This window comes from Enterobacter sp. N18-03635 (assembly GCF_004006055.1).
In the GTDB taxonomy this organism is placed as follows: domain Bacteria; phylum Pseudomonadota; class Gammaproteobacteria; order Enterobacterales; family Enterobacteriaceae; genus Enterobacter; species Enterobacter vonholyi.
In genome coordinates, this window is the sequence record NZ_CP034769.1 from 1,993,112 (window position 1) to 2,016,179 (window position 23,068).

Genomic DNA, 23,068 nt, shown 5'->3' on the forward strand with positions numbered 1-23,068 from the left:
ATGAAGAGGATGGCTGATGTATCGCACATTAAGCTGGCGCAATATTCCCAATGCGAGAACGTTGTTTGCCATGGTCTTTATGGCGGGCATCGGCTTAATCATCTCCGTCGTCGCACTCCTCTATCTTTCCCTGCATCTTATCAGCACCAAAACCAATGAAATTGATGAACACCGCACGGCGCTTTCCGTGCAGGGGGCTATTCAGACATCGGTTAACCGCGTCTCATCTCTGGTGCTTGACAACGCTGTCTGGGACGATGCTGTGCGGGAAGCCTACCGTCCCACGCTTAATACCGACTGGCTGTACGACACCTGGGGCACCGGCTTTAAAATTAATAACCTCTATGACGGCACCTTCGTGCTGGATGAACATTTCAACGTCCTCTGGGGATCGTTTAAAAGTCAGCCTTTTCAGGAGACGAATCTCGATTTTTTCGGTAAGGGGCTGAAAGCCCTTATTGCTCAGCACGCGCGCGCCTTATCAGGCGATAAAAATATCTATGCCGGGATCAGCAAAACGCGAAGCGGCGTCGCCTTTGTGGGCATTGGGCTGATTCGCCCAATGGTCGGAAGATTACAGGTTACCGACGGAACGCGCCGCTATCTGGTGATCACCCGTCATCTGAACGCCAGAATCTTATCCGACCTGGGGGCGACCTTTCAGATCGATAACCTTCACTTTACGCCCGATAAAGTTAACGAGATGAGTATGCCGCTGCGCAGTTCGGCTGGGGAGCTGCTGGGCTATCTGAACTGGCAGGCGCGTCTTCCGGGGGCGCAGGCCGCCCGGGCGGCATCCTCTGATATCACGCAGATTGTTGTGCTGGCATCGGCTCTGATCCTGCTCTTTATTCTGGTGAGCAGCGTGGGGCTGTACAAGCTTGCGCGAGGAGAAAGCCAGGCACGTCTGGTGGCCAGAACGGACTGGTTAAGCCATCTGCCGAACCGGCGAGCGCTTATCGAGGCGCTGGATCGGGTGAGCTTACGCGGAGATATCGACGTCAAAAGCGTGGTGTTTATCGATCTGGATGGTTTTAAAGATGTGAATGATATCTACGGCCACAGCGTGGGGGACGATCTCATCGTGGCGATTGCGAAAACGCTGAGTGAACGGGTGCCGCCGGGCGGGATGCTGGCCCGCATGGGCGGGGATGAGTTTGCCATGACAATCGGCGGTGATGATGCAGAGGCCCGAGCCACCGCGTTTGCCGTTTCGGTGCTGGATTACCTCGCCACCCCGGTTCAGCTGGGGGAACGCACCATCCATATCGGGGCCAGCATCGGTATCGCCAGCGGAACTCTGATTGAATGCACCAGCTCAGAACTGTTTCGCCGCGCCGATATTGCCATGTATCACGCCAAAATGAGTGGGAAAGGGCGGATTACCCACTACGATGCGGAGCTGAACAGCGTCCGGGAACGCAAGCTGGCGATTGAAAATCAGATCCGTAGCGGTCTGGAGCGCGATGAGTTTGAGGTCTGGTATCAGCCGATCGTTGACGCCCGCACTCAGACGATGAGCAGCGTCGAAGCGTTGGTCCGCTGGCCGCGTCGCCCGGAAGGGCCGCTGGGCCCGGATACCTTCATCGCCATCGCGGAGACCAGCGGTCTGATTTACAAACTGGGCCAGTTTGTGTTGCAGCGCGCCTGTCAGGATCTCCAGCCATACGGTGACTTAAAGCTTTCCGTTAATATCTCTCCCGCGCAATTTCGCGATCCCGCCTTCGAAGACAAAGTGGCCAGCGTGCTGGAGAGTACCCGTTTCCCGGCCCACCGGCTGCAGCTTGAGGTAACGGAGAGCTATGTGCTGGAAAATCCGGATCGTGCCCGCATGGCAATAGCCAATCTTAAAGCGCTGGGTACCGCGGTGGCGCTGGATGACTTTGGCACCGGCTATTCCAGCATTGGCTATTTGCGGCGTTTTAACTTCGACACCATCAAGATCGATAAATCCCTGGCCGGGCTGGTGGACAACGATGAACAGGCAGCCGCGCTGGTGAGCGGCACGGTGCGGATCGCCAACGCGCTGGGGATGGCGGTGGTCGCCGAAGGGGTGGAAACCGAGAAGCAAATGAAACTGCTGCGGCTGGCTGGCTGCGATCAACTGCAGGGTTTTTGGTTCAGCCAGCCGATGCCGATTGAGTCAATCAGGGCACTGCATCAGGTCAGACGATGCTGATTTATTGCTGTGCCAGCGCTTCCAGCTTGTCGCGAAAACCGGTCACGGACAAGGCCCGGTTATCTGCGCGCCAGCGATCTTTCGCCGCCGGTGCAGAGCTCTGCACGCCAATCAACTGCCAGCCGTTATCTGTTTTCAGCATTAGCGGTGAGCCACTGTCACCCGGCAACGTATCGCACTGGTGCGAAAGTACGCTGTTTTGCGCCCAGCCCGTCACAATACAGTCGGTGTGGGTGTAAAGCGTATCCAGATGGTCGACAGGATAGCCGGACTGCGTCACCTTTCGGTCAGCGGCTTTCAGGGCAGCGGTGAGTGCGTCTTTGTCGCCGTCAAATAACGGCAGCGGCGTAATGCCGGAAGGGGGGTAGCGTAAAACGATCAGGCCAAAGTCCCATGAGGCGGCCGCCGGTGGCACGATCCAGCCGTCACCATCCGGCTTCAGGCGTTTGCCGAGAGACGGATCGACACGGCCTTCAATACCGTGGATTTCATAGCGCCAGGTCCCTTTTTGCGACACAAACCGCAAGGCCACCGCTTTATCCGGCTTGCCGTTTGGCGGCGTTAACAGACAGTGGCCTGCCGTCAGGGCAAGCTGAGGGGTGATCAACGTCGCAGTACATAAGTTACCGCTGGCGGTTTCCAGTTGACCTATAGCATCCCAGGGCGCCTGGGTGGGATCGGTGACGCGCGTGCGGTCGTCATGATTGAAAAAAAGCGTCTTGAGCTCTTTCGCGCTAATGGTGTCATCACCGCCATCATCCGCATGTGAGAATCCAGAAAAAAGACCAAACGTTCCCAGTAACAACACAACAGATTTACGCATATCTCACTCTGGTGGGGGGTAATTATGATTATTAAAAGTGAACCCTATGAAAATACTATAGACGGGACAGCGCTAAAGTGGGAGTAAAATCAGCGTGCTACAATCAGGAAAGATAAAAATGGCTGGCAATGAGCGCGCATAAAATAAGCAGGATCAGAATCAGCTCAAACCGATAGCGTCGCAGCATACGCCCTCCGGATAAAAAAAACGGCGCGGAACCTGTCCGGTTCAGCGCCGGTTTACCAACGTGCCCCGAAGGGCACGGTTAAGCTTGTACTCTTACGCAGCTGGCTGTGCAGCTGGTTTAGCAGCTTCGTGTTTTACTGCTTTTTTGTGATGCTTTTTAGCAGCCTGAGCTTTCTGTTCTACAGCCGGTTTGGTCGCTTTTTTGTGATGCTTTTTAGCAGCCTGAGCTTTCTGTTCTACAGCCGGTTTGGTCGCTTTTTTGTGGTGCTTTTTAGCAGCCTGAGCTTTCTGCTCTACAGCCGGTTTAGCGGCTTTATGATGTTTCTTGTGATGGACAGTTTTTGCTGGCGCCGCGGTGGTCGTTGCAGCAGGTGCCGCAGCAGCCGGTGCAGCAGTGGTTTCAGCAGCGAACGCAGCAGAAGACAGACCCATAGCAGCGGCAACAACCAGAGCTAATACTTTTTTCATGTTCATACCCTCGAATTTGGTTTTTCATTTAACCCCACTGCGGGGCCGTTGAAATAACTATATCCCTGTAAATTCGGGGTTTCCGTGAGTGATTGGTATCGGCGTGTAACCATATGTACATTGCCGGGGTCCTGCACAGACGGCTCCCTCTCCCATGAGGGGGTACGGGCTGGGGTGAGGGGGAACATACGGCTCTTTTACCTGAGGTCCCTCACCCCCGGCCAAACAGATTACAAATAGCGGGAGGTCAGATGCTCGCGGAAGTAACGGATATTCAGATCTTCACCCGTCGCCTGGGTGATTAACTGCGACGTGCTGAAGCGACTGCCGTGCTGCCAGATGTTCTGGCGCAGCCACTCAAAGAGTGCGGAAAAATCGCCCTCAGCGATGGAGGCCTGCAGACCCGGAAGCGCCGTTTTCGCGGCGTGGAACAGCTGTGCGGCATACATGGCCCCCAGCGTATATGACGGGAAGTAGCCAAAACCGCCGTCGGTCCAGTGGATATCCTGCATGCAGCCGTTGCGGTAGTTGTCTTTGGTGGACAACCCGAGCCAGGCCTGCATTTTCTCGTCCCACAGGGCGGGAATATCGTCTACCTCAATCTCGCCGTTGATCAGCGCCCGCTCAATCTCATAGCGCAGCACCACGTGTGCCGGGTAGCTCACTTCGTCCGCATCGACGCGGATATAGCCCGGCTTCACGCGCTGGTTCCAGGCAATAAAGTTCTCTTCGCTGAACGCCGCCTGGCTGCCAAAACGAGCGTGCACCGCAGGGAGAAGATGTTTGAGGAAGGCTTCACTGCGGCCCAGCTGCATCTCAAAGAACAGGCTCTGGGATTCGTGGATCGCGGTTGAGCGGGCCAGCGCAATCGGCTGTCCTGCCCACGCGCGCGGCAGGTTTTGTTCGTAGCGCGCGTGTCCGGTTTCGTGGATCACGCCAAACAGCGCGCTGAGCAGTTCATCCTCGTCGTAGCGCGTGGTGATGCGCACGTCTTCCGGTACGCCGCCGCAGAACGGGTGCGCACTCACGTCGAGGCGACCGCCGTTAAAATCGAAGCCGAGCATCTTCATGGCTTCCAGGCCCAGTTCACGCTGTGTTGCCGTCGGGAAGGGACCCTGCGGGGGAATAAATGACCGTTGAGCCTGTTTTTCCACCACGCTTGCCAGCAGGTCCGGTAGCCAGGACTTCATGTCGCCGAACAGAACGTCCAGACGCGCGCTGGTCATGTCGGGTTCAAAAATGTCCAGCAGCGCGTCGTACGGCGTACAGCCTTTGGCTTCAGCCCGCAGGCGAGCCTCTTCGCGGCTGAGTTTAACCACCTCTTTCAGGTTGGCGGAAAAGCCCTGCCAGTCGTTGGCGGGGCGCTGAGTACGCCAGGCGTGTTCACACCTGCTGCCCGCCAGAGATTTGGCTTCCACCAGCGATTCCGGCAGCAGGGTCGCCTGCTGGTAGTGGCGCGTCATTTCGCGCAGGTTGGCCTGTTCGACGTCATTCAGATCTTCCCCTGCCGCCGCGGCTAACAGCTCGCCGACTTTTTTATCGGTCAGGATCTGGTGCTGCAGGACGCTCATCTCTGCCAGCGCCTCGCCGCGCGCGGCGCTGCCGCCGGGCGGCATCATGGTGAACATATCCCAGCTGGCGATGGAGGAGAGGTGCGAGAAGCGGGAGAGACGCTGAAAGGTTTTCACAAGTGACTGATAGGCTGATGTTTTTTGCAATTCTTATTTCCTCATGCCGGGGTTGTGTTTCAGGGAGCATACAATGAAACCGAGCAAATTCCCCAACATTTCCCACACGGAGGAAATCTGTGCCGATCTCCTCCGTAGAAAACCGTCCCCGGCATTCCGGGAGACGGTTTTCGGTGGGCACTCAGGACTTATCGCGCATAACCTGTTGCAGGATCGCCAGCGCCTGGTTGAACTGGGCATCCGGAATGGTCAGCGGATAAAGGAAGCGGATCACGTTACCGTACTGGCCGCAGATCAACAGCAGCAGGCCCTGGGCGAGCGCCTTTTGCTGGATCGCCTGCGCGATGGCGGCCGACGGTTCACGGCTCTCGGGATCAAAAAACTCCGCCGCGATCATCGATCCTCTTCCCCTTATCGCCACGAGCGCAGGGAAGGTGCCCTGAATCTCCTCCAGCGTGGCTTTCAGCCGATCGCCCAGCTGACGGGCGCGCGCGCACAGCGACTCGTTGTCGATAATCTTCAGCACCGCGTGCGCGGCGGCCACCGCAAGCGGGTTGCCTGCATAGGTCCCCCCCAGACCGCCGGGAGCCGGCGCGTCCATGATTTCGGCGCGGCCCACCACGCCGGACAGCGGCATTCCGCCTGCCAGGCTTTTAGCCATCGTCATCAGGTCGGGTTTGTCCGCGTAGTGTTCCATCGCAAACAGCTTACCCGTTCGGGCGAAGCCGCTCTGCACTTCGTCGGCAATCATCACGATCCCGTGCTCATCACAGATACGACGGATGGCGGCCACCAGCTCTGGCGGGGCGACGTTGAATCCGCCTTCACCCTGAATGGGTTCAAAAATGATCGCCGCCACCTGTTTCGCCTCAATATCCGCTTTGAACAGGCGTTCTATCGCCGTGATGGCATCCTGCGTCGTGATGCCGTGCAGCTCGGAGGGATACGGCACGTGATAAACCGAGCCCGGGAAGGGGCCAAATCCCAGCTTGTAAGGCGCGACCTTGCCGGTTAAGGCCATGGTCATATAGGTTCGGCCGTGAAAGCCTCCCCCGAAGGCAATCACACCCGGTCTGCCGGTGTGGGCCCGGGCGATTTTAATGGCATTTTCCACCGCTTCCGCGCCCGTTGTGAAGAACGCCGTTTTGGCCGGGCTCTGCACCGGGGCCAGCTCGTTCAGCTTTTCGGCTAATGAAACGTAGCTTTCATACGGCACAATCTGGTAGGCCGTGTGGGTGAACTGGTGAAGCTGTTTTTCAACTGCGGCCACCAGTTCAGGATGGCGATGGCCGGTGTTCAGTACCGCGATCCCGGCGGCGAAATCAATATAGTCGTTGCCTTCCACGTCGGTAAGCGTGGCATTCTCCGCCGTGCGGGCAAAGAAATCACACATTACGCCTACGCCGCGCGGGGTGGCAGAAAGTCTGCGCTGATGAAATTCCTGGTTACTCATGTCAGATACCCTTTTGTCGAAACGATCATACGCCAAGACGATCGCGCAGGCTGTAATACGCCGCGCCCATCGCCGTGAATGGAATCCGCAGGCTGCGGCCGCCCGGGAAGGGGTAGTGCGGGAGGTTGGCAAACGCATCAAAGCGCTCTGCGTCACCGCGCAACAGTTCCGAAATCAGCCGTCCGGCCAGGTGGGTGCAGGTCACGCCGTGGCCGCTGTAGCCCTGCATGTAATAGATGTTTTTATCCAGACGACCAAACTGCGGCATACGGGACAGGGTCAGCAGGAAGTTGCCCGTCCAGCGGTAGTCGATTTTGACGCCCGCCAGCTGAGGGAAAGTTTTGAGCAGCTTTGGCATCACCAGGCGCTCGACATCGTCCGGATCGCGCGCGCCATACACTACGCCACCGCCGTACAGCAGGCGGTTGTCGGCGGTGAGACGGTAGTAATCCAGCAGGTAGTTACAATCTTCCACGCAGTAGTTATTGGGGATGAGCGTGCGGGCGACCTCTTCCGGCAGCGGGGCGGTGGTCACCACCTGGGTGCCGCAGGGCATGCTGCGTTTTGCCAGTTCCGGTTCGATCTTATCGCCCAGATAGGCATTCCCGGCGACGATCACGTAGCGGGCCGTCACCTGGCCATGCTGCGTGCTCACCACTGCCGGGCTGGTGTGCTGAATGGCGGTCACCGGGGACTGTTCATACACCCGCCCGCCGTTCAGGCGAATGGCGTCCGCTTCGCCGATCGCCAGGTTCAGCGGATGAATATGCCCCCCGCTGCGGTCCAGCAGCGCGCCGGTATAGCGTTCGCTGTCGACTTCCCGGCGAATGGCGCTGGCGTCCAGCAGCTCCAGCTGCGTGTTGCCGTAGCGTTCCCAGTTGGCTTTTTGCTCCTCCAGCGTCTCCAGCTGCTTATGGTTAAGCGCCACAAACAGCCCGCCGGGACGATAGTCGCACTGGATCTGATAGCGCTGGATGCGTTCCCGGATGATTTCCCCGCCTTCAAACATCATGCTCCCGAGCATTCTGGCGGCATCGGGCCCGTAGTTTTTCTCGATCACGTCGATATCGCGGCTGTAGGAGTTAACCAGCTGGCCGCCGTTGCGTCCGCTGGCGCCGAAGCCGATGCGCGCCCCTTCAAGGAGCACCACGTCGTAGCCCATTTCGGCGAGATGCAGCGCGGAGGAGAGGCCGGTATAGCCGCCGCCCACCACGCACACGTCACAGCTGATCGACTCGTTAAGCGTCGGGAAGGGTTCGTAAGCGTTCGCGCTGGCCGCGTAGTAGCTGGTGGTATGTTCGGTCATGATTGAGGCTCCAGGGCAATCCAGATGGTTTTCAGTTCGGTAAATTTTTCCAGCGCATGCAGGGACTTATCGCGACCGTTGCCGCTCTGCTTATAGCCGCCAAAGGGTACGGTCATATCACCGTCGTTATAGTTATTGACGAAGACCGAGCCTGCCTTCAGGCGGCGGCTCATGCGGTGCGCCCGGGAGAGATCGCGGGTCCATACCGCCGCGCCAAGCCCGTATTCACTGTCGTTGGCCAGCGTTAAGGCTTCCTCTTCGGATTTAAAACGGGTGACGACCAGCACCGGTCCGAAAATTTCTTCCCGGCACAGCGGGGAGGCGGGGTCGATGTCGACAAAAATGGTTGGACCGACTGCGCAAGGCCATGATTGTTCCCGCCCGTCCAGCAGCAGCGTGCCTTTCCGGGTTCCCTCGCGAATGAACGTGTGGACGGTATCGGCGTGCGCAGCGTCGATGAGCATGCCCATCGTGCTGTCCGGGTCGAGCGGATCGCTAGGCTGCCAGTGACGAGCCTGCGCTTTTAGCCTGGCCAGGAACTCATCGGCGATGCTGTCTTCGAGCAGCAGACGGGTACCGGCGATACAGACTTGCCCCTGGTTATAAAAAATCCCGGCGGCGGTCGCGCTCACGGCCTTGTCCAGGTCCGGACAGTCGGCAAAGATAATGTTGGCGCTCTTGCCGCCTGCCTCCAGCCAGACGCGCTTCATGTTACTTTCGCCTGCGTCCTTCAACAGCTGCTTGCCGGTACGGGTAGAGCCGGTAAACGTCAGCACCTCAACCTCCGGATGCAATGCCAGCGCCTGGCCCGCTTCGTGGCCGTAACCGCTTATCACGTTCAGCACGCCGTCCGGCAGGCCCGCCTCTTTCGCCAGCCCGGCCAGCCGCAGGGCGGTGAGGGGCGATTTCTCCGACGGTTTCAGTACCACGCTATTGCCCGCGATCAGCGCCGGGCCCAGCTTCCAGCAGGCCAGCAGCAGCGGGAAGTTCCAGGGGACGATGGCCGCGACAACCCCGATGGGCTCGCGCACGATCATCGCCAGCTCGCCTGGCCCCGTAGGCGCCACTTCGCCGTAGACTTTATCCGCCGCTTCGGCGTACCAGCGAATGGCGCGCGCCGCGCCGGGAATATCGTCGCGCAGGCTGTGGCGGATGGGTTTACCGGTGTCCAGCGTTTCCAGTAAGGCCAGCTCTTCGCTATGGCGTTCCATCAAATCGGCGAGCGTATTTAGCACGGCCTTGCGCTGCGCCGGAGACGCCTGCGACCAGTCACCGCGCTCAAATACCTCGCGCGCGGCCTGAACCGCGCGGTCCACGTCCGCCTGCTTGCCCCGGGCGACGTTCGCCAGCGTCTGCCGGGTCGCGGGATTGACGGTTGCAAACGTGGTGTTATCGGCGGCGTCACAATAGGCACCGTTAATAAATAACCGGGTCTCAATGGCGCTGTTTTTTGCTTTATCCTGCCAGTAAGTCAGGTGCTGAAAATGCATATTCACTCCTTTCTTTCGCAATCAGATAAATAAAGGCATGGCCGTTTCAGGCAATACGAAGCCGTGGGGCATCCCGGGAATTAACCCGTTAAATGCCGACAGCGATCGTTTTTATATTTCCCGGCGTAAGCGCGCTTACGCCGGGACTGAGTGGTAATTAGAACGTGGTGGGGGTGTGGGCACTGATAATGCGGCAGACGCCTGCCGAGGTGTTGCTGAAGCTGTGCGGTATGCCGGTATTGATGGCATAGCTTTGCCCCGCAACCAGGTGATACTGCTGGCCATTAATGGTCAACAATATTTCACCTTCCAGTATCGTACCGATCTCCTCACCCTGATGTTTGATCCTCTCTCCGGTCGTGGTTCCAGGCTGGTAAGTTTCAAAAATCATCGCCAGCGTACGGTTCGGATTTCCGTTATGAACCAGCTTCATCGAAACTCCCTGACTGCCTATTTCGATAAGGTCTTCCTGATTAATAACCACCTGCGGTTCATCAGGTTTTTCCGGTTCCGAAAAGAATTCCGAGAGCGACAGCCCATAGACTTTCAGCAGCTTTTGCAGCGTACTGATAGCAGGACTGACTTTGTCCTGCTCAATGGTGCTGATGGCACTGTGTGTTAACCCAGACAGTTCGGCGGCACGCCGCTGCGAGAGACCCAGCTGCTGGCGGATCTCAGACAGACGTTTCCCTGGCGCCAGTCCGTCATCGCTCATAGTTGCATTTCCTTTACGGTAGTGGTCAAAGCCGCTGCTTCTCGGCAATGTGGCTTTGACAGGCGGTGATAAAACCTTCAAACAACATACGGGACAGGGCGTACTCGCTGCTGTTCCATTCGGGGTGCCATTGCACGCCGAGGGCAAAAGGGTGGTCATGAACGCTGACCGCCTCGACCAGCCCATCCGTCGAGCGGGCCTCCACGCGAAGCCGTGGTCCTAACGTCCGTGCACCTTGCCCGTGTAACGAGTTTACCCAAAATGTGTTACAGCCTGGTATTAATTGAGACAGCAGTCCTCCCTCCTGAACCTGAACTTCATGAGACGGAGCGTATTGTAGCTCAACCGGCAGTTCAGGATCTTCCCGGTGCTCGAGCAGGTCGTTCTGCTCGAACAGGCGGCGATACAGCGTCCCCCCCGTCGCAACAACCAGCTCCTGCAGCCCCCGGCAGATGGCGAAAATGGGGATGCGCCTTTCGAGCGCGGCGGCAATCAGCGCCATACTCAGAAGATCTCGCCCGGGATCGGCGTTAGGCTCATCGCCGTTTTCACCATAAAGGTGCGGCTGCACGTTACTTGGGCTGCCCGGCAGGTAAATCCCGTCCAGGGTGGGCAGCAGAGCGGTAAGGAGCTCTGGCTCTGCCAGCGCATGCGGTAAGGCAATCGGTAAACCCCCCGCGTTAATAATGGCATTCAGGTACTTTTCTTGCAGGGTCTGGGTCTCATGACCCTTAAGCCTGTTTCTACACATCACCACGCCAATAACTGGCTTGTTCATTATATTTTCCATGATCGCCCTCACAAAGTGGACTAAATTTAGGCCATTTTCGCCTGATAAACGGCCTTTTCGTTCAATATTTTCTCAATCTAGCAACGGGATCTGCCTTTTGCAAACTTAATTTAACATTTGACAAACAATTTATTTGCATACAGATTCGATAGGGTGGACATTATATTTGACAGTCCAGAGCAGCGAACGCAAATCCCAAAAACGGTGGTAAATCATGGAAACCAATATCGTAGAAGTTGAGAACTTTGTTCAGCACACGGATGAGAGGCGGGGCAGCGCCTTTACGCAGGAAGTGAAGCGCTATTTAGAAAAGTATCCTGACACCCAGTTTATTGATGTCCTCCTGACCGACCTGAACGGCTGTTTTCGCGGCAAGCGCATCCCGGTTGCCGGACTGAGCAAGCTTGAAAAAGGCTGCTATTTCCCGGCATCGGTTTTCGCCATGGACATTTTGGGTAACGTCGTGGAAGAGGCGGGCCTGGGACAGGAGCTCGGCGAGCCGGACTGTATCTGCGTGCCGGTACCGGGCACCCTGACGCCGTCCGCCGCCGACCCGGAATACATTGGTCAGGTGCAGCTCACCATGGTCGATGAAGATGGCGCTCCCTTTGACGTTGAGCCGCGGAACGTACTCAACCGACTCTGGCAGCAGCTGCGCCAGCGCGGCCTGTTCCCCGTGGTAGCGGTAGAGCTGGAGTTCTATTTACTTGACCGTAAACGCGATGCCGACGGCTATCTGCAGCCACCCTGCGCGCCGGGCACCGACGTGCGCAACACGCAGAGTCAGGTCTACTCGGTTGATAATCTGAACCACTTTGCTGACGTGCTGAACGACATTGACGAACTGGCGCAGCTGCAGCTGATCCCCGCCGACGGGGCAGTGGCTGAGGCCTCTCCGGGCCAGTTTGAGATAAACCTGCACCATACGGAAAACGTGCTCGATGCCTGCGATGATGCGCTGGCGCTAAAACGTCTCGTCAGGCAGATGGCAGAAAAACATAAGATGCACGCCACGTTTATGGCAAAGCCGTATGAAGAAAATGCGGGCAGCGGGATGCATATCCATATCAGCATGCAAAACAACCGAGGCGAAAACGTGCTCGCAGACGCCAGCGGCGAGGATTCCGCGCTGCTGAAACGCGCGCTGGCCGGGATGATCGACCTGATGCCTGCGTCCATGGCGCTGCTGGCACCGAACGTCAACTCCTACCGCCGTTTCCAGCCGGGAATGTACGTGCCGACGCAGGCGTCATGGGGACACAATAATCGCACCGTTGCCCTGCGTATCCCCTGCGGCGATCGCCATAACCATCGGGTCGAGTACCGGGTAGCGGGCGCTGACGCGAATCCGTATCTGGTGATGGCGGCGATTTTTGCCGGCATTTTACATGGCCTGGATAACGATTTACCGCTGCAGGAAGAAGTGGAAGGCAATGGTCTGGAGCAGGACGGACTGCCGTTCCCGATCCGTCAGAGCGATGCGCTGTGGGAATTTATGCAAAACGATAGCCTGCGCGAGCGGCTGGGCGAACGCTTCTGCCACGTCTATCACGCCTGCAAAAACGATGAATTACTGCAGTTTGAACGCCTGATTACCGAAACGGAAATTGAGTGGATGCTGAAAAACGCCTGATGACGTGCCCCGGTAAGGGGCCGCTTTGTTTCATCCCATACGTATCACCAAACGGCCTGCGCGGAGCCTGGCCTAACTGTTTGCTGGCACGCCAGCTATCTCCCGGGAGTCGCGTTATGGAGCGCAGGCGGCACAGGGATTTTCTTAACGACACTGTGTGACGAGGTAGGAAATGATGCAGATGTTCAACTATCCGCAGGGCGAAGGGGGCCAGTCAGGCGCCTGCTGTGAGTGCGAGCCAGAGACGGTGCGCTGGTACGATCGCGTGTGTTCTTTACAACTTCCCCCTTTGCTAAGCAGGTTTGCGTTAAGGACAGCGCGATTGCAAACCACGGTAAGCATGGGGGGGACGGTTTATGGCGACTAACACCTCTCTTGACTCGCCGCGCATGGCCGGAAGAACCCGGCTGCGCAGTTCCCTCAAGCTCTGGCAGGTGGTGATGATGGGGCTGGCTTATCTCACCCCCATGACCGTGTTTGATACCTTCGGCATTGTGTCCGGTATCAGCAACGGCCACGTGCCCGCCTCGTATCTCCTGGCGCTGGCTGGCGTCATGTTTACCGCCATCAGCTACGGTAAACTGGTACGACAGTTCCCGGAAGCAGGCTCTGCGTACACCTACACGCAGAAATCGATCGGACCCCACTTAGGCTTTATGGTCGGCTGGTCATCGCTGCTGGACTATCTCTTCCTGCCGATGATCAACGTGCTGCTGGCGAAGATCTACCTTTCCGCGCTGTTCCCTGAAGTCCCGCCGTGGGTTTGGGTGGTGGGGTTTGTAACGATCCTGACGCTGGCGAACCTCAAGAGTGTGAATCTGGTCGCCAACTTTAACACCCTGTTTGTGCTGGTGCAGATCGCCATCATGGTGGTGTTTGTCATACTCGTGGTGCACGGCCTGCACAAGGGAGAGGGCGTCGGCACCGTCTGGTCGCTCCAGCCGTTTATCAGCGAGAACGCACACCTGATCCCGATTATTACCGGCGCGACTATCGTCTGCTTCTCTTTCCTCGGCTTTGACGCGGTCACCACGCTGTCGGAAGAGACGCCAAACGCGGCGCGGGTGATCCCCAAAGCCATTTTCCTCACCGCTCTGTATGGCGGGCTGATATTCATTGTTGCCTCGTTTTTCATGCAACTCTTTTTCCCGACGATAGCGCGCTTCAAGAACCCGGACGCCGCGCTGCCGGAAATAGCGTTGTACGTGGGCGGCAAGCTCTTCCAGTCGGTGTTTCTGTGTACCACGTTTGTGAACACGCTCGCTTCAGGCCTGGCCTCGCACGCCAGCGTCTCGCGCTTACTGTACGTGATGGGGCGTGACAACGTGTTTCCGGAGCGGGTGTTTGGCTACGTACATCCGAAATGGCGTACGCCGGCCCTGAACGTCATTATGGTTGGGATAGTGGCGCTGTCGGCCCTGTACTTCGATCTCGTGACCGCGACGGCGCTGATCAACTTTGGCGCGCTGGTGGCGTTTACGTTTGTTAATCTCTCGGTGTACAACCATTTCTGGCGGCGTAAGGGGCTGAACAAAACGTGGAAAGATCGTTTCCACTATCTCCTGCTGCCGCTCATCGGTGCCGTCACAGTCGGCGTGCTGTGGATAAACCTCGAAGCGACGTCCCTGACGCTTGGCCTCATCTGGGCGGCACTGGGGATCCTTTACCTGACGTGGCTCACGCGCCGTTTCCGAAAACCGCCTCCGCAGTTTGAAGCCGGTAAGATAGAACAGGCCTGGGATTCCTGAACGTGAAACGGCACCAGTACGCTGGTGCCGTTTTTCTGGATGGCGCGCCTTAACGGACATCAGCCCGCAGGCGTATTATCTCAGACGTTTATGAAGGCTTGCGCCCACCAGTAGCGCGGCGCACAGCATCAGCGCGATAAACCCGCCCACGCCGTTCCAGCCGTAGTTATGCCAGAACACGCCGCCGAGCGTCCCGGCGATGCTGGACCCAAGGTAATAGCTAAACAGATACAGCGACGATGCCTGACCTTTGGCGCGACGGGCGCGCGGTCCAATCCAGCTGCTGGCGACCGAATGCGCGGCGAAGAACCCCGCGGAGAAGAGCAGCATGCCGGCAAAAATCAGCCACAGGGAGGAGAAGAGCGTCAGCAACAGGCCGACCAGCATCATCGCCGTGAAGAACAGCATGACCGGGCCGCGGCCATAGCGTGCGGTCATCGCCCCGGCCTTCGGCGAGCTCCAGGTGCCGGTAAGGTACGCCACGGAAAGCAGGCCGACCACCGCCTGGCTCAGATGCCACGGCGAGAGCATCAGGCGGTAGCCAATATAGTTAAACAGCGTGACGAACGAGCCCATCAGCAGGAAGCCGGTCAGGAACAGGCGCGGCAGCCCCTTGTCGCGCCAGTGCAGGCGGAAATTGATAAACAGCATTTTCGGACGCAGCGAGGTCGGGCGGAAATGACGCGATTCCGGCAGAATTTTCCAGAACATCAGCGCAGATGCCAGCGCAAAACACCCGATGACTGCCAGCGCAATACGCCAGTTAAAGAAGTCCGTGAATACCCCGCTCAGCAGACGTCCGCTCATTCCGCCAATCGAGTTCCCGCTGATGTAAAGCCCCATAGAGAAGGCAACAAAGCTCGGGTGGATCTCCTCGCTGAGATAGGTCATCCCGACCGCCGCCACGCCGCTGAGCGAGAGCCCAATCAGCGCGCGCATCACCAGAATACCGTGCCAGCTGGTCATCATGGTAGAGAGTAACGTACAGACCGAGGCCAGCATCAGCGCGGTTACCATCACCGGTTTACGGCCAATGGCGTCGGACAGCGGCCCGGTAAAGAGCAGGCCAATCGCCAGCATGCCGGTAGAAATAGAGAGTGAAACGCTGCTGCTGGCAGGCGATACGCCAAACTCATGGGAGAGAACGGGCAGGATCGGCTGTACGCAATAGAGCAGGGCGAAGGTAGCCAGACCGGCGGAAAAGAGCGCCAGCGTGACGCGCATAAATTGGGGAGTACCACGTTTAATGAACTGAACCGGCTGCGATGCTGCGGGTAAATCATTGATATCTCTGGCCGGATCGATATCAATAGTAGTTGTACGACTCACACAGTTTCCTTGCTTAAACATCCCCGTGATTTCTGGTGACGGGTATGACCACCTGTTAAGGGTAGGAAAATGTAAATATTCCGTCTAATATATTAATAATCTTAAATGATACTTTATAAATATGAATATCGAGCTGCGTCATCTTCGCTACTTTGTCGCCGTCGCCGAAGAGCTGCATTTTGGCCGCGCGGCGGCACGGCTAAACATCTCTCAGCCACCGTTAAGCCAGCAGATTCAGATCCTGGAGCAGCAGGTCGGGGCGCGCCTGCTGGCCCGCACCAACCGCAGCGTGAGCCTGACGGCGGCGGGTAAGCAGTTTCTGAACGACAGCCGACAAATTCTGAGCATGGTCGATGACGCCGCCGCCCGGGCAGAACGGCTCTATCTCGGGGAAGCCGGAGAGTTGCGCATCGGGTTTACCTCGTCCGCGCCGTTTATCAGCGCCGTCTCGGAAACCCTGTCGTCATTCCGCCGCCATTTCCCGGATGTTCACATTCAAACGCGCGAGATCAATACCCGCGAGCAGATTGCGCCGCTAAATGAAGGTTCGCTGGATTTGGGGCTGATGCGTAATACCCAGCTGCCGGACTCGCTGGCGTGGGAGGTGATCCTGCGCGAGCCGCTGATGGCCATGATCCCGCACGATCACCCGCTGTCGTCGCGTCCGGCGGTTTCGCTGGCAGAGCTGGCAAAAGAGCCGTTTGTCTTTTTTGACCCGCAGGTCGGAACGGGTCTGTATGACGATATCCTGGGGCTGATGCGCCGCTACGATCTTGCCCCGGTGATCACCCAGGAAGTCGGGGAAGCGATGACGATTATCGGCCTGGTCGCCGCCGGGCTGGGCGTCTCTATTCTTCCAGCCTCCTTTAAACGGGTACAACTGCGCGAAATGCGCTGGGTAACCATTGCCGAAGAGGATGCCGTTTCAGAGATGTGGCTGGTCTGGTCAAAACATCGAGAACAGAGCCACGCCGCGCAGCGTTTCAAACAGCAGTTGATGAACGCCTCTGCCGGGCAGCATTTTCAGGCAAAAGTGGGCAAAAATGTGCGGTAAATCACATGGCTAAGTAAATATTTGACGGCAGCCATACAAGTGCTTCACCATAGCCAACAGTTTATTTCGAAGCTCGAAAATAAGGGAGTACGAGGTGGTCGCGGATAGTCAGCCAGGGCATATTGATCAGATTAAGCAGACCAACGCTGGCGCGGTGTATCGCCTGATTGATCAGCTTGGTCCGGTTTCGCGTATCGATCTTTCGCGCCTGGCACAGCTGGCACCTGCCAGTATCACCAAGATAGTCCGCGAGATGCTGGAAGCGCACCTGGTTCAGGAGACGGAAATTCAGGAGCCGGGCAGCCGTGGCCGTCCGGCCGTTGGGCTGGTGGTGGAGACGGAAGCCTGGCACTACCTGTCGCTGCGCATCAGCCGCGGCGAGATCTTCCTTGCGCTGCGCGACCTGAGCAGCAAGCTGGTGGTGGAAGACCGTCTTGAACTGCCGCTCAACGCCGAGGAGTCGCTCCTTGAGGCGATTGTCTCGCACATCGATCGCTTCTTTATCCGCCATCAGCAGCGCCTTGAACGCTTAACGGCGATCGCCATCACCATGCCGGGCATTATTGATACCGAAAATGGTATTGTTCACCGTATGCCGTTCTACGACGATGTGAAAGAGATGCCGCTGGGAGAGGTGCTGAAAAACCATACCGGCGTGCCGGTCTATATTCAGCATGACATCAGCGCCTGGACGATGGCGGAAGCGCTGTTCGGCGCATCCCGCGGCGCGCGGGATGTGATCCAGGTGGTTATCGACCATAACGTCGGGGCGGGCGTGATTACCGATGGACGACTTCTTCACGCCGGGAGCAGTAGCCTGGTGGAAATCGGCCACACCCAGGTCGACCCATACGGTAAGCGCTGCTACTGCGGGAACCACGGCTGTCTGGAGACCATTGCCAGCGTGGAAAGCGTGCTTGAGCTGGCGCAGGTCAGGCTCAGCCAGTCCATGAGCTCCTCGCTGCACGGACAACCCTTAACGGTGGATTCTCTCTGCACCGCCGCGCGCCAGGGCGATCTGCTGGCGAAGGACATTATTACCGGGGTGGGGAATAACGTTGGCCGCATTCTGGCCATTATGGTGAACCTCTTCAATCCGCAAAAAATCCTCATTGGCTCACCGCTGAGCCAGGCGGCGGAAATCCTCTTCCCGGCGATCTCGGCCTGTATCCATCAGCAGTCGCTTCCTGCCTACAGCAAAAATATTGCGGTAGAAAGCACCCAGTTTTCCAACCAGGGCACGATGGCAGGCGCGGCGCTGGTCAAAGATGCCATGTATAACGGCTCGCTGTTGATCCGCCTGCTACAGGGTTAACTCTTTTCCGCTGATGTAAGAAAAATTGCGCTATCTCAAGCCGGGTAGCGTACGCATCCCGTAGACTTCCTCCACTGAATTATTTACCTGGTTTATATTTTCGAAGCATACCCAAGAGGTGGAGTGAGTCATGCTTAAGCGTTTCTTTGTTACTGGTACAGATACCTCTGTCGGCAAGACCGTCGTATCCCGCGCATTGCTGCAGGCGCTGGCAGCAAGCGGTAAACGCGTGGCAGGGTACAAACCGGTCGCAAAAGGCAGTAAAGAGACGCCAGAAGGATTGCGTAATAAAGACGCCCTGGTGCTGCAAAGCGTCTCGTCGCTGGAACTGCCTTATCACGCGGTCAATCCCATTGCGTTAAGCGAAGAGGAGAGCAGCGTAGCGCACAGCGGCCTGATTAATTATCCCCTGTTGTCCGACGGACTGGAGAACCTGAGCGAGAAGGTTGACCACGTAGTGGTTGAAGGGACGGGCGGCTGGCGCAGCCTGATGAATGATTTGCGCCCGCTGTCTGAATGGGTCGTACAGGAACAGCTGCCGGTAGTGATGGTGGTGGGCATTCAGGAAGGGTGCATCAACCACGCGCTGCTGACGGCGCAGGCGATTGCCAATGACGGCCTGCCGCTTATTGGCTGGGTGGCAAACCGCATCAACCCGGGCCTGGCGCACTACGCCGAGATTATTGACGTGCTGAGCACCAAACTGCCTGGACCATTAGTGGGCGAGCTGCCTTATTTGCCACGTGCCGAGCAGCGCGAGCTAGCGCACTACATCGATCTCTCTGCCCTCGGTGGCGTGCTGACCGTAGACAGAGTCGTGGCGTAACGTCCGCGACAATACGGACGCCACCACGCAGGCGACCAGCAGGCCGGGCAGTAAAAAATACTGTCCGGTCATTTCACAGACCATCAGTGCCGACATAATGGGCGCATGCGTGGTCGCGGCGAGTAGCGTTGCCATCCCTGCCAGCCCCAGCAAAATAGCCGTTTCAGAACCCGGCAGCCACAGCGCGAAAAGCTGTGCAAACAGCATGCCCGTCGCCATGCCGACAAACAGCGTCGGCGTGAACACCCCGCCCGGCGCGCCCGACCCGCTGCTCGCCAGCACTGCCAGCAATTTACAGATGAACACCCCGGCAATCACCGACAGCAGCGGCGGCGCGAGCAGAAAAGCCTGCACCACGCTGTAGCCGTTCCCCCACACCTTCGGCGTCAGAAGAGACAGCAGCCCAACGATCGCACCGCCCAGCGCCAGCTGCCACGGCGGCGAAAGCTTGAGGCGCAGGAAAAGCCCGTGGCTGAAGTCCATCAGCCACATCAGCAGCGGTCCGCAAAGGCCCGCCACCAGCCCCATCGCGACGAGAAGAGCATAATCTGCCGCGGTGAGTGTGCCGCTCAAATGGACCGCGTAGAGCGTGCCGGTACCCGGCGCCAGGAGCTGCGTGGTGAGCAGCGCCACCACCGCCGCGATAATGACGGGGCCGAGCGAGGCCAGCATCAGGGTGCCAAACAGAATCTCCGCAATAAACAGGCTTCCGGCTAACGGAGCATGGTAGGCGCTGGCCATCCCGGCCGCGGCGCCGCAGGCGATCCATAACTTCCATTCGGATTTGGGCGTAAAGCGCCGGGCAAAAAAGGAGGCGGCGAGGGCAGCAAGCAGGATCATCGCCCCTTCACGCCCGATGGCGCTGCCGCTGGCAACGACAAGCAGAGAGGCAAGAGATTTCACCAGGCTGGCGCCGTAGTCAAACTGGCCGTCGCCCGTCTCCAGCGCTTCCATGTAATCGGTGGGGGCATGAGGCCGCTGGGCGGTCAGGCGCTGCCATCCCCAGAGCAGCAGCCCGGCAGCCAGCCCGCCCAGCGCGGGCGTCAGCGCGCGCCGCCAGGGCGAGAGCGACGCGGCGGCATTCACCAGGCTGCCGCTGTCGTTGCTGAGAAGCAGCCACTCCAGCAGATACATGCTGTGGCGGAACACCGCAACGGCCAGCGCGGCCAGCACGCCGGTGACGGTTGCAATCAGCAGTCGACGAAACATCGCGCGGATGTCGGGGTAAGTATGAAGACGTTGCATGAGTCGCGAGTAAACGGGGACGATACAATATTGTGGCGGCAAATCGCGGGGTTAGCAAAAGGTATGCGTGCGAAAAAGCCGGGCGATGCCCGGCCAGAAAGGTTAGCTGTCGCTATGAATATTCAGCGCCCGACGCGTACGCCCTGAACTGAGATACTCGGCAATATAGTCCTGAGAAATCTCGCCGTTGTAGCGACCGTCCTCATCCACGATCGGCATCCAGCTGGTGTTGCTCTCATACAGGCGTGACAGGACCACGCGCAGGTTGTCTTCCGCCTTGCCGGTCATGCGGAACGGATGCAGGATGTCGGCGCAGCTTCCGCTGGCGTTACGCGCTTCGCGACGCTTCACAAAGCCCAGCGGTTTGCCGTGCTCGTCAACCACGGTAATCGCGCGAATATCGTTATCATCCATGGTCGCAAAGGCTTCAGGGAGCGGAGTAGAGCCCCGCACCGTAATGGTCGGCTGCTGGTCGGTGACGTCACCCGCCGAGACCAGCAGCAGGCGCTTCAGCGTGCGGTCCTGACCGACAAACGAGCCGACAAACTCGTTCGCCGGTTTCGCCAGCAGTTCGTCCGGGCTGGCGCACTGCACGATTTTCCCCTGACGGAACACCGCAATACGGTCGCCGAGCTTCAGGGCTTCGTCGATATCGTGGCTTACCAGCATGACGGTTTTTTTCAGCTTGCGCTGCATCTCCAGGAACTGGTTCTGGATCACCTCGCGGTTAATCGGGTCAACCGCGCCGAAGGGTTCATCCATCAGCAGCACCGGCGGATCCGCCGCCAGGGCGCGGATCACGCCGATGCGCTGCTGCTGGCCGCCGGACATCTCGCGCGGATAGCGATTCAGGAACTTATGCGGATCCAGCGCCACCATATCCATCAGCTCTTCGGCGCGGGTTTTACAGCGCGCTTTATCCCAGCCCAGCATGCGCGGCACGACGGTAATGTTCTCTTCGATGGTCATGTTAGGGAACAGGCCAATCTGCTGGATCACGTAGCCAATGTTGCGGCGCAGTGTGACGGTGTCCATCCCGCTGGTGTCTTCACCGTTGATGAGGATCGTCCCGCTGCTAGGGGTAATGAGGCGGTTAATCATCTTCAGGGTGGTGGTTTTCCCGCAGCCGGACGGGCCGAGCAGGACGCACATTTCCCCTTCGGGCACGTTCAGGTTGACGTTGTCGACGGCCTTAAAGGTCTGGCCGTGCTTCTGTGAAAATTGTTTGGTGAGGTTTTCCAGTTTTATCATTATCGAATCCCCTTTGGAGTCAGAACCACCTGCAGACGGTGCAGCAGCCAGTCGAGCACAATCGCTAAAAGACAAATCATCAGCGCGCCCGCAATCAACATGCGGATATCACTTCCGCCGATGCCGTTGAGCAGCAGCAGGCCCAGACCGCCCGCGCCGATCACCGCGGCAATCGCCATCACGCCGATGTTCATCACCACGGCGGTGCGGATCCCGCCGAAAATCACCGGCAGCGCCATCGGGATTTCGACCCAGCGCAGGCGCTGCCAGAAGGTCATGCCGATGCCGCGTCCGGCTTCACGCAGTCCCGGCGGCAGGCTGTCGAGCGCCGTATGGGTGTTACGCACGATCGGCAGCAGCGAGTAGAGAAATACCGCCGTGATGGCGGGCAGGGCGCCAATCCCCTGACCGATCAGCGAAAACAGCGGGATCATCAGGCCAAACAGCGCAATGGACGGAATGGTCAGCACGATGGTGGCAATCCCCAGCACCGGCGTTGCCAGCCACTTGTGGCGAACAATCAGAATGCCGAGCGGTACGCCGATGATGATGGCTAAACCTACGGCCAGCGCCACCAGCCACAGGTGCTGCAGCGTCAGGGTTAAGAGGTAATCCCAGTTGTCCAGAATGTAGTGAATCGTCTCCATAGTGCCTCCTACAGCAGCTGTTTGCTACGCAGGAAATCGCGGGCGACCTGCTGCGGTGATTGATGGTCGATATCCACCTTTTTGTTTAGCTCGGTGATAACGTCGTTGTTGAGCTGGGCCGAGAGGGTGTTGAGCGCCTCTTCCAGGCCGGGGTTGGCCTCCAGCGTGTCTTTACGTACCACCGGCGTCACCGCATAGCTCGGGAAGAAGCCTTTATCGTCTTCCAGCACCTTGAGGTCGAAGCCTTTCACGCGCCCGTCGGTGGTGTAAATCAGCCCGGCGTCGACGAAGCCGTCGCGCACCGCGTTATAGACCAGTCCGGGGTCCATCTGACGGATCTGCGGGCGGTCCAGGTCCATTTTATAGGCGGCCTGAAGCGGCTTCATACCGTCGCTACGCCCGGCGAATTCCAGGTCTAAGCCCAGCAGCCAGTTTTTGTCCGGGTTGGTTTTACGGATCTGCTCAATCTTCGCCACCATCTCCGACATGGTGTTGATATGTTCCGCCTCGGCGCGCTTGCGCTGCATGGCGAACGCATAGGTGTTGTTCATGTCGGCGGGCTTGAGCCAGACCAGACCGTGCTTCGCGTCCAGGCGTTTCACCGTCTCGTAAGACTCCTGGGGCGACATGCGCTTGTTGATGTGGTTAAAGATGATTAATGACGTGCCGGTGTACTCCCAGGTCATATCAATCTGCTTGTTGATCATCGCGTTGCGGGAGATCACCGTGGCGATATTGGTTTGCGGCTGCACCTGGAATCCTTTCTTCTGCAGGTACTGCACGGTCATCGCCGAGAGAATGTGCTGCTCGGTAAAGCTCTTGGTTGCCAGAATCAGCGGGGCCGCGATGGTCTGGCCGGTGAACAGCGCCGCGGCACACAGCGCCGCCAGGCCGTATATCAGTCTCATAAAAGCTCCTTGTT

19 protein-coding genes are annotated in these 23,068 nt (G+C 58.3%); 6 read left to right on the forward strand and 13 right to left on the reverse strand.

Annotated elements, in window-relative coordinates:
* The first annotated feature begins 16 nt into the window (after window positions 1-16).
* Complete coding sequence (locus tag ELK40_RS10290) at window positions 17-2,179, forward strand: bifunctional diguanylate cyclase/phosphodiesterase (protein ID WP_127730587.1); 2,163 nt, start codon at window positions 17-19, stop codon at window positions 2,177-2,179.
* A gap of 1 nt (window position 2,180) precedes the next feature.
* Here the strand turns inward: ELK40_RS10290 and ELK40_RS10295 are convergent, their stop codons facing one another.
* The 8 genes from ELK40_RS10295 to puuD form a co-directional block, all read right to left on the reverse strand.
* Window positions 2,181-3,002, reverse strand: coding sequence for a serine protease (locus ELK40_RS10295; protein WP_127730589.1), 822 nt, complete (start codon window positions 3,000-3,002; stop codon window positions 2,181-2,183).
* A gap of 279 nt (window positions 3,003-3,281) precedes the next feature.
* Entirely contained in the window at window positions 3,282-3,656 is a 375-nt protein-coding gene (asr, locus tag ELK40_RS10300) for an acid resistance repetitive basic protein Asr (RefSeq protein WP_032668244.1), read from the reverse strand.
* A gap of 230 nt (window positions 3,657-3,886) precedes the next feature.
* Entirely contained in the window at window positions 3,887-5,374 is a 1,488-nt protein-coding gene (locus ELK40_RS10305; RefSeq protein ID WP_127730591.1) for a carboxypeptidase M32, read from the reverse strand.
* A gap of 151 nt (window positions 5,375-5,525) precedes the next feature.
* Entirely contained in the window at window positions 5,526-6,797 is a 1,272-nt protein-coding gene (puuE, locus tag ELK40_RS10310; RefSeq protein WP_127730593.1) for a 4-aminobutyrate transaminase, read from the reverse strand.
* A gap of 25 nt (window positions 6,798-6,822) precedes the next feature.
* Window positions 6,823-8,103, reverse strand: coding sequence for an FAD-binding oxidoreductase (locus ELK40_RS10315; RefSeq protein ID WP_063621496.1), 1,281 nt, complete (start codon window positions 8,101-8,103; stop codon window positions 6,823-6,825).
* Window positions 8,100-9,593 carry an aldehyde dehydrogenase PuuC gene (gene puuC, locus ELK40_RS10320; RefSeq protein WP_127730595.1) on the reverse strand — a complete coding sequence of 498 codons (1,494 nt, stop codon included), beginning with the start codon at window positions 9,591-9,593 and terminating at the stop codon, window positions 8,100-8,102. The genes ELK40_RS10315 and puuC overlap by 4 nt, the downstream gene beginning before the upstream one ends.
* Before the next feature lie 157 nt (window positions 9,594-9,750).
* Window positions 9,751-10,308, reverse strand: coding sequence for an HTH-type transcriptional regulator PuuR (puuR, locus tag ELK40_RS10325; RefSeq protein ID WP_111965724.1), 558 nt, complete (start codon window positions 10,306-10,308; stop codon window positions 9,751-9,753).
* Window positions 10,309-10,333: 25 nt separating this feature from the next.
* On the reverse strand, window positions 10,334-11,098 hold the full coding sequence (puuD, locus tag ELK40_RS10330; protein ID WP_045910614.1) for a gamma-glutamyl-gamma-aminobutyrate hydrolase: 765 nt from the start codon (window positions 11,096-11,098) through the stop codon (window positions 10,334-10,336).
* A gap of 214 nt (window positions 11,099-11,312) precedes the next feature.
* Here puuD and ELK40_RS10335 point away from each other — a divergent pair, with 214 nt between their 5' ends.
* Entirely contained in the window at window positions 11,313-12,731 is a 1,419-nt protein-coding gene (locus ELK40_RS10335) for a glutamine synthetase family protein (RefSeq protein WP_127730597.1), read from the forward strand.
* Window positions 12,732-13,087: 356 nt separating this feature from the next.
* The gene (locus tag ELK40_RS10345; RefSeq protein WP_008502450.1) at window positions 13,088-14,479 is read left to right on the forward strand and encodes an APC family permease; all 1,392 of its coding nucleotides are present in this window, start codon (window positions 13,088-13,090) and stop codon (window positions 14,477-14,479) included.
* A gap of 75 nt (window positions 14,480-14,554) precedes the next feature.
* Here ELK40_RS10345 and ELK40_RS10350 read toward each other — a convergent pair whose 3' ends face one another.
* Complete coding sequence (locus ELK40_RS10350; protein WP_127730599.1) at window positions 14,555-15,808, reverse strand: MFS transporter; 1,254 nt, start codon at window positions 15,806-15,808, stop codon at window positions 14,555-14,557.
* A gap of 121 nt (window positions 15,809-15,929) precedes the next feature.
* Here ELK40_RS10350 and ELK40_RS10355 point away from each other — a divergent pair, with 121 nt between their 5' ends.
* The 3 genes from ELK40_RS10355 (at window position 15,930) to bioD (ending at window position 19,003) form a co-directional block, all read left to right on the forward strand.
* Window positions 15,930-16,862: a LysR family transcriptional regulator gene (locus ELK40_RS10355; RefSeq protein ID WP_127730601.1), complete on the forward strand. Its 933-nt coding sequence runs from the start codon at window positions 15,930-15,932 to the stop codon at window positions 16,860-16,862.
* A 94-nt stretch (window positions 16,863-16,956) separates the two neighbouring features.
* Window positions 16,957-18,177, forward strand: a complete 1,221-nt coding sequence (gene mlc / locus ELK40_RS10360; protein ID WP_127730603.1) for a sugar metabolism global transcriptional regulator Mlc — start codon at window positions 16,957-16,959, stop codon at window positions 18,175-18,177.
* Between the two features lie 130 nt (window positions 18,178-18,307).
* Window positions 18,308-19,003, forward strand: a complete 696-nt coding sequence (gene bioD, locus ELK40_RS10365) for a dethiobiotin synthase (protein ID WP_127730605.1) — start codon at window positions 18,308-18,310, stop codon at window positions 19,001-19,003.
* On the opposite strand, the gene clcB is transcribed toward bioD, so the two are convergent.
* The 4 genes from clcB to osmX form a co-directional block, all read right to left on the reverse strand.
* Window positions 18,938-20,248 (reverse strand): voltage-gated ClC-type chloride channel ClcB, encoded by a 1,311-nt coding sequence (gene clcB, locus ELK40_RS10370; RefSeq protein WP_127730607.1) that lies wholly within the window; start codon window positions 20,246-20,248, stop codon window positions 18,938-18,940. The genes bioD and clcB overlap by 66 nt on opposite strands.
* 102 nt (window positions 20,249-20,350) lie before the next feature.
* Window positions 20,351-21,499, reverse strand: coding sequence for an osmoprotectant ABC transporter ATP-binding protein OsmV (osmV, locus tag ELK40_RS10375; protein WP_127730609.1), 1,149 nt, complete (start codon window positions 21,497-21,499; stop codon window positions 20,351-20,353).
* Entirely contained in the window at window positions 21,499-22,146 is a 648-nt protein-coding gene (gene osmW, locus ELK40_RS10380) for an osmoprotectant ABC transporter permease OsmW (protein WP_006808875.1), read from the reverse strand. The genes osmV and osmW overlap by 1 nt, the downstream gene beginning before the upstream one ends.
* A gap of 8 nt (window positions 22,147-22,154) precedes the next feature.
* Window positions 22,155-23,054 carry an osmoprotectant ABC transporter substrate-binding protein OsmX gene (gene osmX, locus ELK40_RS10385; RefSeq protein ID WP_127730611.1) on the reverse strand — a complete coding sequence of 300 codons (900 nt, stop codon included), beginning with the start codon at window positions 23,052-23,054 and terminating at the stop codon, window positions 22,155-22,157.
* Window positions 23,055-23,068: the final 14 nt, after the last annotated feature.

Bases quoted from the DNA above. Each gene is read 5' to 3' on its own strand.
- ELK40_RS10335 (WP_127730597.1), top strand. From the start codon at position 11,313: ATGGAAACCAATATCGTAGAAGTTGAGAACTTTGTTCAGCACACGGAT.
- osmW (WP_006808875.1), bottom strand. From the start codon at position 22,146: ATGGAGACGATTCACTACATTCTGGACAACTGGGATTACCTCTTAACC.
- puuD (WP_045910614.1), bottom strand. From the start codon at position 11,098: ATGGAAAATATAATGAACAAGCCAGTTATTGGCGTGGTGATGTGTAGA.
- bioD (WP_127730605.1), top strand. From the start codon at position 18,308: ATGCTTAAGCGTTTCTTTGTTACTGGTACAGATACCTCTGTCGGCAAG.
- osmX (WP_127730611.1), bottom strand. From the start codon at position 23,054: ATGAGACTGATATACGGCCTGGCGGCGCTGTGTGCCGCGGCGCTGTTC.
- ELK40_RS10355 (WP_127730601.1), top strand. From the start codon at position 15,930: ATGAATATCGAGCTGCGTCATCTTCGCTACTTTGTCGCCGTCGCCGAA.
- puuE (WP_127730593.1), bottom strand. From the start codon at position 6,797: ATGAGTAACCAGGAATTTCATCAGCGCAGACTTTCTGCCACCCCGCGC.
- asr (WP_032668244.1), bottom strand. From the start codon at position 3,656: ATGAAAAAAGTATTAGCTCTGGTTGTTGCCGCTGCTATGGGTCTGTCT.
- ELK40_RS10290 (WP_127730587.1), top strand. From the start codon at position 17: ATGTATCGCACATTAAGCTGGCGCAATATTCCCAATGCGAGAACGTTG.
- puuR (WP_111965724.1), bottom strand. From the start codon at position 10,308: ATGAGCGATGACGGACTGGCGCCAGGGAAACGTCTGTCTGAGATCCGC.
- clcB (WP_127730607.1), bottom strand. From the start codon at position 20,248: ATGCAACGTCTTCATACTTACCCCGACATCCGCGCGATGTTTCGTCGA.
- ELK40_RS10315 (WP_063621496.1), bottom strand. From the start codon at position 8,103: ATGACCGAACATACCACCAGCTACTACGCGGCCAGCGCGAACGCTTAC.
- puuC (WP_127730595.1), bottom strand. From the start codon at position 9,593: ATGCATTTTCAGCACCTGACTTACTGGCAGGATAAAGCAAAAAACAGC.
- ELK40_RS10295 (WP_127730589.1), bottom strand. From the start codon at position 3,002: ATGCGTAAATCTGTTGTGTTGTTACTGGGAACGTTTGGTCTTTTTTCT.
- osmV (WP_127730609.1), bottom strand. From the start codon at position 21,499: ATGATAAAACTGGAAAACCTCACCAAACAATTTTCACAGAAGCACGGC.
- ELK40_RS10345 (WP_008502450.1), top strand. From the start codon at position 13,088: ATGGCGACTAACACCTCTCTTGACTCGCCGCGCATGGCCGGAAGAACC.